Below are 17,754 nucleotides of genomic sequence, written 5' to 3'. Positions count from 1 at the left end.
CGTTATTATGCTCATTTTCGATCGAATAAGCCAACTTTAGCCGCTAGCTTTAGTAAAATAAAGGCAGCCATTAACTGTAATCATAATCCAAAAGTCATTTTGGCGATGAAACGCATCCGGGTTAAATATTTTTACGTTTATGATTTCAAAGTAACTGAAAGATAAAGAATTGAATGACTAGAAATTACTTAGGTAAATTACAAGCAGCGGTTTGGGCATTAATTATAGCGGTTAGCTTTACTGCCTGTAAAAAAGACAACACCCAGCCCGAAGCTCTCAAACCCCAACCCAAGCCTTTAGCTACCCTGGGTTTATACCAGTTTGCCAGTGGCGCCAACAAGCGTATTTTTATACCCATAAGCCAAATTGGTACGCAAAAGGTAGCCTATGCCGGCATTTTCGATACGGGCTCGTCGGGCTTTACAATGGACGCCAACGGACTATTGCCTGCCAGCATGATTACCAGCAACGGCATACAGGTAACCGGCGATTCGGTGACTGTAAATGGCATTACCGTAACCAACAGAACCGCCACTATGGCCTATGGCGATCTCACCGGCAGCACGCATGAATATGGTAACCTGGCTTATGCTAGCATCGTAATTGGTAATTCGGCCGGTAGCGTTACTACCAAGCGTATCCCTATATTTTTGTATTATAAGATTGTAGATGGCGACGGGAAGGAACTGCCCCAGCACTCGGCCGATGTTTTTGGCGTGGGCCCCAGCAAAGGCTACACCTTTCCGGAAGTGGTGAGTCCGCTGGATGGTTTAGCCCTGCCTGCCGGTACTACGAGCGGGTTTAAGCTGGCCAAGCTGCCGGCGGCTAACTTCAACAGCACCGGGGCGTTAATATCAGGCCTGCTCACACTGGGTTTGGTGCCTGATGATCTCAGTCAAGCATCGTCGGGCTTTATCATGCACCCTTTAAACTTTAGTGCAGCAGGAGGCTATTCGCCCAATATACAAGCCACCATTACCTACGGCAGTACCAGTGTAGACGCGCAGGTATTGTTTGATACCGGTAATCCGTCGATTTCGGTGATTGAAAACAATAAAGAAACCCGTGCCCTGGGCAGGTTGCCGGCCAACACCGATGTTACCATAACCACTAAAAAAGGTTTTGTTTACAAATACACCACCAATAGCACCGGCAATTTAACACAAATTCAAAACCCGAACGTGAGCGGCGATTTCCGCACTATAATGGCGCTCGATTTCTTTATAAACAACGAGATGCTCACCGATTATAGTAACCATGTTATCGGATTGAAGAATTAATATTAGTGAACAAGTTAGCAGAGAACGGGTAGAAAGCAGCTTAGCCAGGAAATAGAGTATAGCAACAATTGGTTTTTAAGTGCTGATAAAAGCAGGTAACAACTGAGTACTCATATTTTTTTCGAAACCTAAGCCCGATTGGGAATAGAAAACATACGAGGAGGTGTTAAATAATCCTAACAAACTTTTTGCTGTTACGATTGGTGCCAAGCTACCGCTTGCTTAAGGTATTATCAGAAAGTATAGCTACATTGGATCGTTTATAAGAAACGGCAAAATGAGCTTCGTACGAATCCTTGTGCTCTTTTTTACGGTAATGCTTTACGCTCGTTCGGTAAATGCGCAAACCCCCGCTCCAACAAGTTACAAACTGATTGTAAATTTAGATAGGGCCCCATTCGATTCTTTATTTCTTCAAGATTATACCGAAGAACATTTAGAAGTTGATTACTGGACAGGTGTTTCGCATAATATTTTTACGGAACGCCCCCATATAAATGATAGGGTGAACACTTCTCTGTATTAAATCAACTAATCGGAATAGCGTACATGCTTAGTGATGCTATCGCTCACTGCAGTCCAGTCCTTCTTATCTCAAACCCCGCCTTTTGATTTTAACTCACAATAGTAGCAAATTTTCCACAAGGACCGTCAAACCGGGCGTAAAGCCTTAAATTTACCGTTCAATTAAAATTTAAACGCTTGGGCAAAACCGCTACCAAAGAAACGCCGCTAATGCAGCAGTATAACCAGATCAAGGCCAAATATCCAGGTGCCTTGCTGCTATTCCGTGTGGGCGATTTTTACGAAACCTTTGGCGAAGACGCCGTTAAAGCGGCCGGCATACTGGGTATTGTGCTTACCAAGCGGGCCAATGGTTCGGCCTCGCACATTGAGCTGGCCGGTTTCCCGCACCACTCGCTCGAAACTTACTTGCCCAAACTGGTGCGCGCGGGTCAGCGTGTGGCTATTTGCGATCAGCTTGAGGATCCCAAGATGACCAAGACCATCGTAAAGCGGGGCGTAACCGAACTGGTAACACCTGGCGTGGCCGTAAGCGATAACATCCTGCAGCAAAAGAGCAACAACTACTTGGCCTCCCTTTATTTCGAAAAGAATAGCATCGGTATTGCCCTAATTGATATATCAACCGGCGAGTTCCTTACGGCACAGGGCAACGCCGATTACATGGACAAGCTGCTGCAATCTTTCAGCCCAAGCGAGGTTATTTACCCCAAAAGCTGTAAACGCGATTTTATCGAAAAATTTGGCGACCGCTACTATACTTACACTTTGGATGAGTGGCCTTACAGCGGCGACTACGCTTACGAAACGCTTACCAAGCACTTCGGCGTAAAATCGCTCAAGGGCTTCGGTATCGAAAAGCTTAACCTGGGTATTGTAGCAGCCGGCGTAGCCCTGCATTATCTGAACGAGACGGAGCACCGCAACCTGCAGCATATCAGCGCTATTAGCCGTATTGAGGAGGACCGCTACCTGTGGCTCGATCGTTTCAGCATTCGCAACCTGGAACTGGTCGGTTCCAACAATGAAAATGCCATAACCCTGGTTGATGTGTTGGATCATACTTGTTCGCCAATGGGTGCCCGCCTGCTGCGCCGCTGGATTGTGATGCCGCTTAAGGAGCTCAAACCCATACAGGATCGACTCAATGTGGTACAGCACCTGATAGACCATGAAGACTTGCGTAATGAACTGCAGGCCTGCATCCGCCAGGTGGGCGATCTGGAAAGGCTCATTAGTAAAATAGGCTTGCAAAAAGCCAATCCACGCGAGGTTTGTCAGTTACGCAAGGCGCTGCAAGCTATTGGAAGCATTAAAAGACTATGTGACGGTACCGGTAACGCAGTTGCTGGGTTTGACAATGTCATAAGCCTGCTAAAGCCCAACGAAGCGCTACTGGCTATCGGTAACCAGCTTAACCCCTGCGATTATATATGTGATAAAATAGGCAAGGAACTGAATGCCGAGCCGCCTATCCAATTAGTAAAAGGCGGCGTAATGGCCGAGGGTATACATGAGGAGCTTGACCGCCTGCGTAAAATTGCTTTTGGCGGTAAGGGTTACTTGCTCGAAATACAAAAGCGGGAAGCCGAGCAAACCGGTATCCCATCGCTTAAAGTGGCGTTTAATAACGTGTTTGGGTACTATCTTGAGGTTACGCATTCGCACCGCGATAAGGTACCTACCGATTGGATACGCAAGCAAACGTTGGTTAATGCCGAGCGCTACATTACGCCCGAGCTTAAAGAGTATGAAGAACAGATACTGGGTGCCGAGGAAAAGATACTAGCATTAGAAACCCGTTTATACAATGATTTGCTGTACTCGCTCACCGAGTATATTAAACCTATTCAGCTTAACGCGCAGCTCATTGCACGGTTGGATGTGCTGTTGAACTTTGCAACGGTATCTATCAAGAATTACTATGTAAAGCCGCAGATAAACGATGGCTTACTGATTGATATAAAAGGGGGGCGTCACCCTGTAATAGAAAAAAACCTGCCGCCCGGTGAGGAGTACATCACTAATGATGTTTACCTCGATTCGGATAGCCAGCAGATTATTATTATTACCGGTCCCAACATGGCGGGGAAGTCGGCCATATTACGGCAAACCGGTCTTATTGTGCTGCTGGCGCAAATGGGTTGCTTTGTGCCTGCAAAGGAAGCAATCATTGGCTTAGTGGATAAGATATTCACGCGGGTAGGAGCGTCGGATAATTTGTCGTCGGGAGAGTCGACCTTCATGGTAGAGATGAACGAGACGGCCAGTATTCTCAACAACCTGAGTAACCGCAGTTTAATTTTATTGGATGAGATTGGCCGGGGCACCAGTACTTATGATGGTATTTCCATTGCCTGGGCTATAGCCGAGTATTTGCATAACCATCCGTCGGCTAAGGCCAAAACGCTGTTTGCTACGCACTATCACGAGCTGAATGAGCTAACTAACATGTTTGGCCGGGTCAAAAATTATAACGTAACGGTAAAAGAAGTTGGCAATCAGATCATATTCCTGCGCAAGCTGGTGCCGGGCGGAAGCGAGCACAGCTTTGGTATACATGTGGCTAAACTGGCCGGTATGCCACCAAAAGTGCTGAGCCGGGCCAACGAGATTCTCAAGAAACTGGAAGCCGAGCGCACGGGCGGCGAAAACATTAAGGAGAGTATCAAAAAAGTACAAAAGCAGGCCTTGCAACTGCAGATGTTCTCGATTGACGACCCGGTGCTGGTGAAGATACGCGACATGCTGAACAACCTGGATGTGAACACGCTTACACCTGTGGAGGCTTTAATGAAACTGGATGAAATACAGCGCTTGATTAAAGGTTAACAGGAACGAGTTTTTCTTGTTCAGGTGTGTTAATCATCTGTATTCGTAAATGATTTATTGTATGGTGATATAAACGTTTTGTACTTTTATTATAATCAAACCAACAAGTATGATTTCGAGAGGGGAGTTAAAAGACGTTTATTTCAACAAAGAAAACATTAATACAAACGTATTTCCTTTTTCACTACCTTTTTTCAGGCATGCGGATAAGCTTACCATTCATCCTCAGATGACCTTTTTTGTCGGAGAAAACGGTACAGGTAAATCTACGCTTTTAGAAGCCATCGCTGTAGCCTCAGGTTTTAACCCCGAGGGCGGAACAGTCAATTTTAACTTCGGCACCAGACAGTCTCATTCGGCACTGCACAGGCATATCACTACATCCAGGGGTATACATCGTCATACAGATGGCTTTTTTTTGAGAAGTGAAAGCTTTTTTAATTTAGCTACGGAGATTGAAAATTTAGACATAGAGGATCCCGAATTAAAGAACTTAAATTTTCCGGAGCCACCTAAAATTATGGACGCTTATGGTGGTGTCTCTTTGCATGAGCAATCTCATGGTGAGTCATTTTGGTCACTGTTTATAAAAAGATTTGCAGGTAATGGCTTTTATATTTTGGATGAGCCGGAGGCCGCCCTGTCTGTAACCAGGCAAATGGCCATGCTGGTAAGAATGCATGAATTGATAGACGATAATTCTCAGTTTGTCATCGCAACACATTCTCCTATATTATTGGCCTATCCGGGTGCCTTGATTTATGAGTTTAGTGAGCTCGGCGTACAAAAGGTAAGTTTCGAGCAAACGCAGCTGTATCACTCTTACGCCAGCTTTTTTCAAGATCCGTCTTACATCGTTAAACAACTGTTAAATCTTTAAACACTATCTAATGATGGTGTTGGAGCGACCGCAAGCTAGGTGTTATTTATTCCCTATCTATTTTAAAGGGCCTATAACATAAAAGCCGCCGTTTTAACAACGGCGGCTTTTATGTTTATATAAGCTTGCTAATTACTTCTTTTTACCTTGTGCTTGTGCTTGTTGCTGCTGGCGCATCATTTCTTCAAGCTTAGCCTGGAAACCCGTTTTTTTCTTTTTAGGATCGTCGGGTTTCTTTTTGTTTTCCTGTATTTGCGCATGTATCTTTTTGTCGTCAACCCACAAGCGGATAAGGTATTGCTGCAGGAAGGTAAGCATGTTGGCCAGGAAATAATAGTAATTCAAACCTGCAGGATAACTGTTCAGGAAGCCCAGGAACATAATAGGGCTGATGTAACCTATATATTTCATTTGCCCGGTTGCACCCGACACCTGGTTATTGAAGTAAGTATAGATGAGTGTAGAAATGGTCATCAACAAACACATCAAACTTAAGTGATTGCCCAGGAACGGGATGTTAAAGCCAAAGTTAATTACGGCATCATAGGTCGATAAATCCTTCATCCATAAAAAGCTTTCGCCACGAAGTTCAAACAAACTTGGGAAAAAACGCAGGAAGGCAAAAATGATAGGCATTTGCAGCACTAAAGGCAAACAACCACCCAACGGGTTTACACCTGCTTTGCGGTAAAGTTTCATATATTCCTGTTGCAACAGGGTAGGGTTATCCTCGCCAACCTTTGTCTTAATCTCATCCATCTCCGGCTTTAAAACTTTCATTTTAGCCATGCTGAGGTATGATTTATACGTAAGCGGAGATAATACAAGCTTTAATAATACGGTTAGGGCCAAAATTACCAAGCCCATGTTCCAGTTAAACTGCTGTAAAAAGTTAAATACAGGTATTACAGCCCAACGGTTAATAAATTTTAGTGGGCCCCAGCCCAGGTCAATTTGCTTTTCAAGTTGGTAGCCTTGTTTTTGAAGTGTTTTAAAGCGGTTTGTACCAAAGTAAAACTCCATTGGGTAAGTGTTATCCGCGTTGTTAATCAATGTTAAAGCCGCTTTCATTTGCTTTACATCAACAGAGCTTGGATTAGTGCTTACTGACAGATTAGCTCTGTCAAAACCTTGCTTGGCAATCAGTACGTTGGAGAAAAAGTGCTGTTTAAACGACACCCACTGTATTTTCTGGTCGGCAATGTCTTTGGTTTCGTCTTTACTTACGCTCAGGTAGTCAACACCACCATCCGTGTTTTTATAATACACGGTAGAATATAAGCGCTCCTGTGTAACATCTTTTTCCTGTTTGCGCAGGCCGGCAGTCCAGTTTAAAGTAAGTGCCCGGCTATTAATAATATCGCCTAAGCCAGTCAACTTAACGGTGTAGCCCAGTTTAAAGCCGGTGGCACCTAACGTATAAATGTAATCGATATACTGGGTAGGGCTATAGCTTAAACGTAGGGTTATAGCGCTGCTGTCGCTTCCGGCTACTTTGATTGCGCTGCTTGTAGGTGTAAAATACCGATCGTTAGTATTAATAACTGTGCTGCCGGCATTAAATTTAATACCAAATTGGTTGCTGTTGCCATCAAATAAAATAAGCGGCTTTTTATCAAAGGTTTTGAAATCTTTTAGCTCAACGCTATAAACGCGGCCGCCGCGGCTCGATAGCTTTACACGAATGTCTTTATTTTCTAAAGTAATTAACTGCTCGCTGCCAACCGTTGAGGCGCCAAAAGGTGCTTTAAGTGCAGCTGAATCAACAGGTGCCGGCTTCGTATTTGTATCTGCTTTTGCTGCAACTGCGGCCGGCTTTAAAAGTCCAGCTTTTTTCAGGGAGTCCAGGTGCTCAATCTGACGTGCTTTTTTTGCCTCCTCCTCAGTGGGTTTCATTAAGAAGAACGAGCCCACCAGTATGATGGCGATCAGGAATAACCCTGTGAACGTATTTCTATCCATTATTTTTTTTCGAGTACAATTAATTAGTTCTTGCGGGCATAAGCCAGCGAAGCGGCCACAAAGTTAACAAAAAGTGGATGAGGATTATCAACCGTTGATTTTAATTCGGGGTGAAATTGCGACCCTACAAAAAATGGATGGTTTTTTAACTCAACAATCTCTACCAAACCGTTTTGAGGGTTAATACCTGAAGGTATCATGCCGGCTTCTTCGTACTGTTGTAAATACTCGTTGTTAAACTCATAACGGTGACGGTGGCGCTCTGTAATGTGCGTTTTTCCGTAAATGGATAACGCCTTGCTGCCTTTCTTTAAATCACACGGGTAAGCGCCCAGGCGCATCGTGCCACCTTTTGCAGTAATATTTTTCTGATCTTCCATCATACTGATAACAGGGTAAGTGGTGTGGCCATCCATTTCCACGCTATTGGCAGCATCCAGATGAAGAACGTGGCGGCCAAACTCTACTACCGCACACTGCATGCCTAGGCATATGCCAAAAAACGGAATGTTGTTTTCACGTACGTACCTAATAGCTTCAATTTTACCTTCAAAGCCACGCTGGCCAAAGCCGGGAGCAACCAATACGCCATGTAAACCGCGCAAGCGTTCTACAGCATTTTCCGGTGTTAATGTTTCAGAGTGTATATAGTCAACCTTTACCTTACACTCATTTTTAGCGCCGGCATGTATAAATGCTTCGGTAATAGATTTATAAGCGTCAGGCAGTTCTACATATTTACCTACTAAACCAATGCGCACTTCGGCAGTTGGGTTTTTTAACCGACCTAAAAAGTCTTTCCAGCTTTCTAAATCCGGCTCATTTTTATTTGGAAGTTTAAGTTTAGTAAGTACCGTTTTATCCAGCTGTTCTTTCAGCATAAGCAGTGGTACATCATAAATAGATGGCGCGTCAATCGACTCGATAACTGCATTGATGTTCACGTTACAAAATAGCGCTATCTTTTTGCGCAGGTCCATATTTAAATGATGCTCTGTACGGCAAACCAAAATGTCAGGCTGTATGCCGTATTCCAGCAGCATTTTTACGGAGTGCTGAGTTGGCTTGGTCTTTAACTCGCCTGCTGCGGCCAGAAAAGGTACCAGGGTTAAGTGAATAACGAGTGAATTACCCGAACCGGCTTCCCACCTGAACTGCCTTACGGCCTCCACAAACGGAAGCGATTCAATGTCGCCCACAGTACCGCCAATTTCGGTAATCACAATATCGTAATCTCCGCTTTCGCCCAATATCCGGAAATTGCGTTTAATTTCGTCGGTAATGTGGGGTACTACCTGTACGGTCTTGCCTAAAAATGCACCTTCGCGCTCGCGGCTAATTACATTTTGATAAATACGGCCGGTAGTAATATTATTAGATTGGGAAGTAGCCCTGTTTAAGAAACGCTCGTAATGGCCCAAATCCAAATCTGTTTCGGCGCCGTCTTCGGTAACATAGCATTCACCGTGCTCGTAAGGGTTTAGTGTTCCCGGGTCGATGTTAATATAGGGATCGAATTTTTGAATAGTAACGCGGTAACCGCGAGACTGAAGGAGTTTAGCCAATGAGGCCGAAATAATACCTTTTCCTAACGACGAGGTAACGCCACCCGTAACAAATATATATTTAGTCATGATTTTGATGAATTTGGCTGCGGCTGATGCCTAAACCAATGCTATGTGTACGGGATGCAAAAGTAAGAATTTATTTGGGCTGAGCAGGAGGTATTTTAAAATAGATGGTCAGGTGGCTGTCAATTGCGGTTAAAAATTTAGGTGTACGCTGCTGCTTGTGGAACAAAATCGAAACGTATCTTTCATAAAAATTACTACTATTGTACGCAGGCGAAACAAGCATGGCATGGAGGTGTTGTTTTTTCAAACCAATAGTCTTGCAAACATTTTGCGCTCTCTGCAATTACTAAGTTTTTATTTGTCTGCAAAGACCTATCTACATTATGGCAAAACAAAGCAAAAAAGACAAGCCTGCTGCCGCAGCTTTAGGTGAAACACCTTTAGCAGAAGGGCAAGCAGCTTCTTTTCCCGAATCACAACCTGTAAATACAAAGAAATCAACAGCAAAAGCTAAGGTTCTTCCACCGGCACAAACAGAAACTTTCCCTGAATCGCAACCGGTAAAAGCAACCAAAGCCACCGCCCGAAAAACTAAAAGCACTGCTGAGGCAGACTTACCGGCAGAAATTTCGGTATCGGATCTAATAACCGAAATTGCCGAGAAGAAAAAAACCAAAACTTCAGGCAGTAAAAAGGTTGCGGCTAGTAAGCTACCCGTTATACCCGAAACGGCTGAAGCTTCAGCATTGCCTGCAACATCAGCGTCGGTTAACCCGGTGGAGGTATACAGCCGCTTTACGGATTACGATATTAGCCTCTTCAAGGGCGGAAAGCATTTTAAGTTGTATGACAAGCTGGGCTCGCATGTGGTGACCCATAAAGATGTTGTAGGCACTTATTTTGCAGTTTGGGCACCCAATGCACAATATGTATCGGTGATAGGTAATTTTAATGGCTGGAACCGCGCTGCACATGCCTTAAATCATCGTTGGGATGGCTCAGGTATTTGGGAAGGCTTTATCCCGCATATTGGCGACGGAGAGGTTTACAAATATTTTATTAATTCACATAACGGCGAGGAATTAGAAAAAGGCGATCCTTTTGCCCTGCGCTGGGAGGAGGCCCCGCTTACGGCCTCAATAGTAGCTCATACATATTACGAATGGAGTGATACCCAGTGGATGGCTAATCGCTACCAATACAATGCGTTAGATAAGCCTTATTCGGTTTATGAGATACACTTGGGTTCGTGGGCACGCAATGATGAAAGCCCGAACGAATTTTACACCTACAATCAGATAGCCGAAAAACTGGTGCCTTACGTTAAGGAAATGGGTTTTACGCACGTGGAACTGATGCCAATCATGGAGCATCCGTATTATCCAAGCTGGGGATACCAGCTTACTGGGTTTTTTGCGGCCACTTCACGTTATGGTACTCCCCAGCAACTTATGTACCTCATAGAGCGATTTCACCAGGAAGGTATTGGCGTAATACTGGATTGGGTGCCGTCGCACTTTCCGGGCGATGCGCATGCATTATACCGTTTTGATGGCACGCACTTGTACGAGCACGAGGATGTGCGCCAGGGCTATCATCCCGATTGGACTTCTTATATATTTAACTACGGACGTAACGAAGTTAAGGCTTTCCTGATCAGCAGCGCATTGTTTTGGCTCGACCGCTACCATGCGGATGGTTTACGTGTGGATGGTGTGGCTTCAATGCTTTATCTGGATTATTCGCGCAATGAGGGTGAATGGATACCTAACCAATTTGGCGGCAACCACAATCTCGAAGCCATTGAGTTCTTAAAAGAGTTCAATTTGGCCGTATACAGCACTTTCCCGGATGTGCAAACCATAGCCGAAGAAAGTACATCCTTTCATGGCGTAAGCCGTCCGGTTTATTCGGGTGGATTGGGCTTTGGTATGAAATGGATGATGGGCTGGATGCACGACACCTTAGGTTACTTTAAGCGTGACCCGGTTTATCGGAGCCACCATCATAACGACTTAACCTTTAGCTTGATATATGCCTTTACGGAAAACTTTATGCTGCCATTTTCGCACGATGAAGTTGTTTACGGAAAAGGGGCGATGATTAATAAAATGCCTGGCGATGAATGGCAACGATACGCCAATCTGCGTTTAATGTACAGCTACATGTTTACGCATCCCGGCTCAAAGCTATTGTTTATGGGTGCAGAGTTTGCCCAGAACAGCGAGTGGGATTTTGGCAAGTCGTTAGATTGGTGGGTTACGCAATTTGATTGTCATGCTGGTATGCAGGAAGCAGTAAAGGCGCTCAACCATTTATACCGTAACGAGCCCGCGTTATACGAAAAAGGCTTTGAAGCCAGCAGTTTTGAATGGATTGATGGCGGCAATGCCAAAGATTCTGTCCTGATATATGCCCGTAAAGGTCATGACGCTGTTAACGATGTAATAGTGGTACTGAACATGACACCAGCCGTACATTACCATTACCGTGTAGGTGTAACCAGTGCAGGGCAGTGGAAAGAGTTATTCAATTCAGACAATAAGAAATACTGGGGAAGCGGTGTCGACAATCCGTTGCCTTTAGCATCGGAGCCACAGGGCTGGCACGGTCGCGAAAATTCTATCAGTATAACCATACCGCCATTAAGTGCGGTGGTTTTTAAGCAAGTATAACTGCTTTTATTTAAGTGCCGGCAGGTAAGATAATGCTATTGTAATGCAATGGCTGGTTTTACTTGCCGGCGTTTTAATTTTTGATAAAGCGCAAAAGAAAATAACAGCAATACCAGTGTGGTGATAACAGATCCCTCAAGCCCAAATGCACCACCGTTTACAATATCATCAGCTTGTTTGCCCGGCTGTGTGAAAATAGAATGCATAGATAGTCCACTCACCGAAAAACCCAAAACCGGCCCCTGAAAAAAGTTCCAGCTTAGGTGAAATAACGTGGCCAGCCAAATATTTTTTGTTAGCAAATAAAGCTGTGCTAGTATAACGCCCGCCAGCAGGAGGTTTAAAAATGATAATGCGGTAACGTTAGGGTTAAATAAGTGTAGTGCAGCAAACACACCAGATGAAATGACGATGGCTGTAAAATCCGAATGCCTTATACGCAAGTATTCCACCCATATACCCCGCATCAAAAATTCTTCGTTAAAGCCTACCAGTATAAATAAAATGAAGTAGATGCCTAGCTCGGCCACCGAATAAGCGGCATTGAAATACACATGCACGGCACCAAAGGCCATCATAAGCCCGGTAATAAAAAAAATGAGCAGCGCCGCAAACCCGAAACCTTGGTTAGCAAACAGGAGTTTGTTTGTCTTAAAGCGTAATATTCGGCTATAGTTAAGGCGCAGCGTGCGTCTTTTAAAAAAGAAGGTGAGCAATATTATGGTTTCGGAAGCTTTAAGAAACACGTCATCCAGCAAAAAGGTGCCTAAACGGCGGCCGTCAAAACGGGTTACCAGCTCAAAAGCGTAACTGCCTATGCCCAATATTAAAATGTAAATCAGCGTATAACCGAACAGGATGCCAAAGTCCTTCAATATGGACAGCAAGATGTTTTTCATGATCATAGTACTGGCAAAACGTTTAAAAGCAGTTTTGCCAGTTAATATTAAAAAAGCTGCCTGTACCTAAATTTAAAGCGTTGCTTTAAATTCACAATTGCTGATTGCCCGCTTATAATCTTCAATAGAATCAAAGTTCAAGCAAAGCTTAATGGCTTTTTTGTAGTATTTAATCGCCTCATCAAAGTTTTGCGCATACTCCTCTAAAATACCCAGGCGATAATTTATAATAGACTTATCAACCAATGGCCTGATGAGCGCTTTATTCGCAATTTCACGGGCTTTGTCCCACTGCTCCAGGTTGGTGTATAGTATAACCAGGTTTACATAAGCGTGCGGATATTGAGGGTTGCTTTTAATAGCGGCTCTGTAGTGATTCTCTGCACGGTTATAATCATCAAATTGCGTGCGGTACAACCAGCCCAATGAGTTATGTGCCTGTGCGGTAGCTGGTTCCTCTAATATTATGTTTTCAAGTAGTTGTTTGGCTTGCAAATAGTTAGCGTTACGTATGGCTTCTTCAGCCTCCAAATATATATCTTCCCAGTTCTGCATGTTATCTAATTAATCGGGGGTGTTTGAGGCAATATACAAAAAAGATGGCGGTTTAACGCAAGCGGAGCTTCAAAACCAAACATAAATGACATTAGTCGGTTATTCATGTTCATTCAGCGTTTTATTGAGCAATGAAATTCTTCTACCTGTACCTTATTGGCGGCACTGTGGCATTAGTGCTGGTTGTTTATCAGCTTATTAGTACTTACCCGGCAATTAAGTTTACAGCAGCTCTTATATATCTTATTCCGGTACTGATTTTATATTATATGGCTTATAAAGCTTACCACGTTAAAAAGGATAACGAGCTTATGTAAAACGTAAGGCCCAACAGCTAAAATTTGATGAAAGTTTTTACCTGTTTGGAAAACAAACCCTTTAGCTGAAAGGTTATTAACTTAACACCCTTAAAAAAAGAACCTATGTTAGCATTTGATCAAGACACCTGGACCGTTGAACAGGAGATACCAACCAATTTACGCCATCCATATGCAGTATCACCTGATGCTGATGACGACTTGGACGAAGATGATGATTTGGATTTGGATGATGACGACGATCTGGATTTAGACGAAGACGAAGATTTAGACCTGGATGACGATGTAGTGCCTGACTACGACGAGGATTTAGACGAGGACGAAGATGACGATTTGGACGACCCGTTAAGGGCTGAGCTTGATGATGAGGATGACGAAGACGTCTCTTTTGATTTAGACGGTACCAATGATCCCGACGAAATCCCTGAGCGCGAAGAATCTGATAATGAAGATTTGGGTTATCCAAACGAGCAGGAGGTAAGAACCCCACAGGAAGGAAACGATACATCATTTAGCGAACAAATCGACGTAACACCTCCAACACCACATGAGTTTCCGTCTGAAGGTAGCCCGCAAACTGATTTTTCCTCACGCCCTCATGGCCGTACAACTGGCCGCATGATAGGTCACGAGCCAGGCACAGAAGGTATTTAATTCAGTATAAAAATATTCCTTAAGCCCTTGCCTTAACAGGTAAGGGCTTTTTTAGTCTCTGACGGTTGGAGTGTGGCCTTGCAGTAAATGTTTAAAGCCACAGGATACACCGTTTTACATGCACGCTTTGTCAATAGATCTTTTTTACAATATATATCTACAGCGGTTATGAGGGATTTATTCCAAATCAAAATTTAAATGCCACCATTTGAGGCATTTTTCTAATTTTGCGCTTTCATCCATCAAAACATCCTATTGTGGAGCAAAACCAACTTACTACCGTTGACACGGCCAAAGATTTAGGCCTTCTTCCCGAAGAGTTTGAGCGTATAAAAGAAATTCTGGGCCGGACACCAAATTTTACCGAACTATCTATTTTCTCGGTGATGTGGAGCGAGCACTGTTCCTACAAAAACTCTATCAAATGGCTTAAAACATTACCACGTGATGGTTCGCGCATGCTGGCCAAAGCCGGTGAAGAGAACGCAGGTGTGGTTGACTTAGGCGATGGAATTGGCTGCGCTTTCAAAATTGAATCGCATAACCACCCATCGGCACTTGAGCCTTACCAAGGTGCAGCAACCGGCGTTGGCGGTATTAACCGCGATATTTTTACGATGGGAGCAAGGCCAATAGCACAGCTTAACTCGTTGCGTTTTGGCGACCTTAGCCTCGACCGCACTAAATGGCTGGTTAAAGGCGTTGTAAAAGGCATTGGTGATTACGGTAATGCTTTTGGCATTCCAACTGTGGGTGGCGAGCTGTTTTTTGATGAATGTTATAATGTAAATCCGTTGGTAAATGCTATGTCGGCTGGTATACTAATGGAAGGCGATATGGTTTCAGCTACATCATACGGTGTAGGTAATCCGGTATATATTGTTGGTTCATCAACCGGTAAAGACGGTATACACGGTGCAGCATTTGCTTCTAAAAATATTACCGAAGATTCGGTTAACGACTTGCCGGCCGTACAGGTGGGTGATCCTTTCCAGGAAAAACTGTTGCTGGAGGCCTCATTAGAAGTAATCAGGACTGGCGCTGTAGTAGGTATGCAGGATATGGGCGCTGCAGGTATCATTTGCTCTAACTCCGAAATGTCGGCCAAGGGTGAGCATGGTATGCGCATTGATCTGGGTAAGGTTCCGACACGCCAGGAAAACATGAAGCCTTTTGAGATTTTATTATCAGAATCGCAAGAGCGTATGCTGATTGTAGTGCATAAAGGCCGCGAGGCTGAGGTACAAGCAGTATTTGACAAATGGGATTTAAACTGCGTTCAAATAGGCGAGGTAACCGATACAAAACGCCTGGAGTACTACATGAATGGCGACCTGGTTGCCGATGTTCCAGCCGATGATTTGGTATTGGGCGGCGGCGCGCCGGTTTACGAGCGTGAGTACCGCGAGCCTGCTTATTACCAGGAATACCAAAAATTTAACATAAACGATGTACCGGTACCCGAAAGCATGGTTGATGTGGCCGAGCATTTAATTGCTCACCCCAACATTGCCTCAAAACGCTGGGTAACCGACCAATACGATAGCATGGTAGGCACTGCCACCATGACCACCAACCGCCCTAGTGATGCTGCTATTGTTGCTGTAAAAGGCACTAATAAAGCTATTGCATTAACGGTTGACTGTAACTCTCGCTATGTAAATGCCGACCCGCAAAAAGGTTGTGCTATTGCCGTGGCCGAAGCTGCACGTAACATTACCTGTTCTGGTGGTGAGCCGGTAGCTATTACCAACTGCTTAAATTTTGGTAACCCATATGTGCCTGAGGTATTTTGGCAGTTTGTAGGTGCCATCAAAGGCATGGGCGAGGCTTGCCGTAAGTTTGAAACACCGGTAACCGGCGGTAACGTAAGCTTCTATAACCAAAGCACAGATGATGGCCCGGTTTTCCCGACGCCAACTATTGGTATGCTGGGCGTACTGGATGATAAGGACAACATCATGACAGCTGATTTTAAACAGCCGGGTGATTTTATTTATTTGATTGGTGAATCACAAAACGATATAGCTTCATCACAATACTTAGCTTCTTATCACAAGATTCAGGCATCACCAGCCCCTTACTTTGATTTGGATAAAGAGTATGCGATGCACCAGGTGATTAAAGAGCTAATTAAGCATAAAGTTGTAGCCTCTGCCCATGACGTGGCTGACGGTGGCTTATACATTGCGCTGTTGGAATCTGCCATGCCGTTAGGTTTGGGTTTTGACATTGCTACCGATGCTGATTTCCGTAAGGACGCTTTCTTATTTGGCGAGGCACAGGGCAGGGTGGTAGTGAGTGTTGCGCCCGAGGAGCAAGATCGCTTTACCGAAATGATGGCTACAAGCGAGGTAGAGTATACCATGCTGGGTACCGTAACTAATGGCTTTTTGAACGTTGACGAGGAGCTTTATGGCCACGTAACCGACATCAAATTGCTTTACGATAACGTATTGCATGTGGCATTAGGCGAATAATGCTAACACTTAAGCACATACACCATGTAGCTATCATCTGTTCTGATTATGAGCAGTCGAAAAGGTTTTACACGGAGGTTTTAGGCTTAACTGTTGTACAAGAGATTTATCGGACCGAAAGACAATCATACAAGCTCGATCTGGCTGTTGCAGGGCAATACCAGATCGAGCTTTTTTCTTTTCCCAATCCACCTGCAAGGCCATCCCGGCCAGAAGCGGCCGGTTTAAGGCACTTGGCCTTTGCGGTTGACGGTCTGGAGCAGGCTGTTACCCAATTGCAGCGTAATGGCGTAGTCACAGAATCTATCCGTACGGATGAATACACTGGCAAACGCTTCACTTTCTTTGCCGACCCAGACGGCTTGCCGCTGGAGCTGTACGAGGTTTAGCGTAATGGGCGATATTTTTAATTTTAAGCAGTTTAGCGTTAACCAGGCCGGCTGCGCCATGAAGGTGAATACTGATGGTGTTTTACTTGGCGCATTAGCCTTACAGCGCGATGCAGAACAGATATTAGATATTGGCACCGGCACAGGTGTTATTGCGCTAATGCTGGCGCAGCGTTTTCCGAACGCAAAAGTAGATGCTGTAGAGATAGACGAGGCAGCAGTTTTAACGGCGGGTGAAAATTTTTCGACTTCACCTTTTGCTGAACGTTTGCGGGGGCACCATAGCAGCTTTCAGCATCATTTTACGGTTAATTCTGCAAGTAAGTACGACCTAATCGTTTCTAATCCACCGTTCTACATCCGTTCTTTGCAGTCGCCCGGAGCTGCTAAATCTTTAGCTAAGCATGCTGATGAAGCTTTTTTCGAAGAACTGATTGCGCATTGTTCAGTACATTTAACTGCTGAGGGCAGTATCTGGCTCATCCTTCCTCCTGAAACGGCTGAACTTGTTAAGCTCCTGGCTAAAAAAATGAGCTTGCATCTAACGCAGGTCATTAATATACAATCTTTTGCACATTCAACACCTCACAGGCAGATTCTAACTTTCAAATCCCAACAAACTGTTATACAAAACCAACGTTTAATACTGTATAGCGAGCCCAAGTTATACACTGACGCCTACAAAGGCGTTTTGAAGGACTTTCTGACCATATTTTAACGTAACTTAGTTTT

The 17,754-nt window shown here is 44.4% G+C and carries 13 protein-coding genes; 9 read left to right on the top strand and 4 right to left on the bottom strand.

Annotated elements, in window-relative coordinates; genetic code table 11:
- The first annotated feature begins 173 nt into the window (after window positions 1-173).
- From ABDD95_RS13110 to ABDD95_RS13100, 3 genes are all read left to right on the top strand, one after another.
- Window positions 174-1,280, top strand: a complete 1,107-nt coding sequence (locus ABDD95_RS13110; protein ID WP_345947782.1) for a hypothetical protein — start codon at window positions 174-176, stop codon at window positions 1,278-1,280.
- 702 nt (window positions 1,281-1,982) lie between these two features.
- The gene (gene mutS, locus ABDD95_RS13105) at window positions 1,983-4,637 is read left to right on the top strand and encodes a DNA mismatch repair protein MutS (RefSeq protein ID WP_345947781.1); all 2,655 of its coding nucleotides are present in this window, start codon (window positions 1,983-1,985) and stop codon (window positions 4,635-4,637) included.
- A gap of 109 nt (window positions 4,638-4,746) precedes the next feature.
- Window positions 4,747-5,517 (top strand): AAA family ATPase, encoded by a 771-nt coding sequence (locus ABDD95_RS13100; RefSeq protein WP_345947780.1) that lies wholly within the window; start codon window positions 4,747-4,749, stop codon window positions 5,515-5,517.
- Between the two features lie 132 nt (window positions 5,518-5,649).
- Here the strand turns inward: ABDD95_RS13100 and yidC are convergent, their stop codons facing one another.
- Together yidC and ABDD95_RS13090 are read right to left on the bottom strand one after the other, a co-directional pair.
- Window positions 5,650-7,479, bottom strand: a complete 1,830-nt coding sequence (gene yidC / locus ABDD95_RS13095; RefSeq protein ID WP_345947779.1) for a membrane protein insertase YidC — start codon at window positions 7,477-7,479, stop codon at window positions 5,650-5,652.
- A 23-nt stretch (window positions 7,480-7,502) separates the two neighbouring features.
- Window positions 7,503-9,113, bottom strand: a complete 1,611-nt coding sequence (locus tag ABDD95_RS13090) for a CTP synthase (RefSeq protein WP_345947778.1) — start codon at window positions 9,111-9,113, stop codon at window positions 7,503-7,505.
- Window positions 9,114-9,436: 323 nt separating this feature from the next.
- On the opposite strand from ABDD95_RS13090, the gene glgB reads away from it, so the two are divergent.
- Window positions 9,437-11,728, top strand: coding sequence for a 1,4-alpha-glucan branching protein GlgB (glgB, locus tag ABDD95_RS13085; RefSeq protein WP_345947777.1), 2,292 nt, complete (start codon window positions 9,437-9,439; stop codon window positions 11,726-11,728).
- A 35-nt stretch (window positions 11,729-11,763) separates the two neighbouring features.
- On the opposite strand, the gene ABDD95_RS13080 is transcribed toward glgB, so the two are convergent.
- Together ABDD95_RS13080 and ABDD95_RS13075 are read right to left on the bottom strand one after the other, a co-directional pair.
- A complete protein-coding gene (locus tag ABDD95_RS13080; RefSeq protein WP_345947776.1) occupies window positions 11,764-12,627 on the bottom strand; it encodes a CPBP family intramembrane glutamic endopeptidase in 864 nt (287 codons plus the stop codon).
- A 72-nt stretch (window positions 12,628-12,699) separates the two neighbouring features.
- Window positions 12,700-13,182 (bottom strand): tetratricopeptide repeat protein, encoded by a 483-nt coding sequence (locus ABDD95_RS13075; protein WP_345947775.1) that lies wholly within the window; start codon window positions 13,180-13,182, stop codon window positions 12,700-12,702.
- 131 nt (window positions 13,183-13,313) lie between these two features.
- Between ABDD95_RS13075 and ABDD95_RS13070 the strand changes: the two genes are divergently transcribed.
- From ABDD95_RS13070 to ABDD95_RS13050, 5 genes are all read left to right on the top strand, one after another.
- A complete protein-coding gene (locus tag ABDD95_RS13070) occupies window positions 13,314-13,499 on the top strand; it encodes a hypothetical protein (protein ID WP_345947774.1) in 186 nt (61 codons plus the stop codon).
- Between the two features lie 105 nt (window positions 13,500-13,604).
- Entirely contained in the window at window positions 13,605-14,153 is a 549-nt protein-coding gene (locus ABDD95_RS13065; protein ID WP_345947773.1) for a hypothetical protein, read from the top strand.
- Between the two features lie 257 nt (window positions 14,154-14,410).
- Complete coding sequence (gene purL / locus ABDD95_RS13060; RefSeq protein WP_345947772.1) at window positions 14,411-16,633, top strand: phosphoribosylformylglycinamidine synthase subunit PurL; 2,223 nt, start codon at window positions 14,411-14,413, stop codon at window positions 16,631-16,633.
- Complete coding sequence (locus ABDD95_RS13055; RefSeq protein WP_345947771.1) at window positions 16,633-17,022, top strand: VOC family protein; 390 nt, start codon at window positions 16,633-16,635, stop codon at window positions 17,020-17,022. The genes purL and ABDD95_RS13055 overlap by 1 nt, the downstream gene beginning before the upstream one ends.
- 4 nt (window positions 17,023-17,026) lie before the next feature.
- A complete protein-coding gene (locus tag ABDD95_RS13050; protein WP_345947770.1) occupies window positions 17,027-17,740 on the top strand; it encodes a methyltransferase in 714 nt (237 codons plus the stop codon).
- The last annotated feature ends 14 nt before the right edge of the window (window positions 17,741-17,754 follow it).

It is taken from the genome of Mucilaginibacter sp. PAMB04274 (assembly GCF_039634385.2).
GTDB lineage: Bacteria > Bacteroidota > Bacteroidia > Sphingobacteriales > Sphingobacteriaceae > Mucilaginibacter.
The sequence above is the reverse complement of the archived record's forward strand: the minus strand, read 5'-3'. Positions and strand labels throughout refer to the sequence as shown.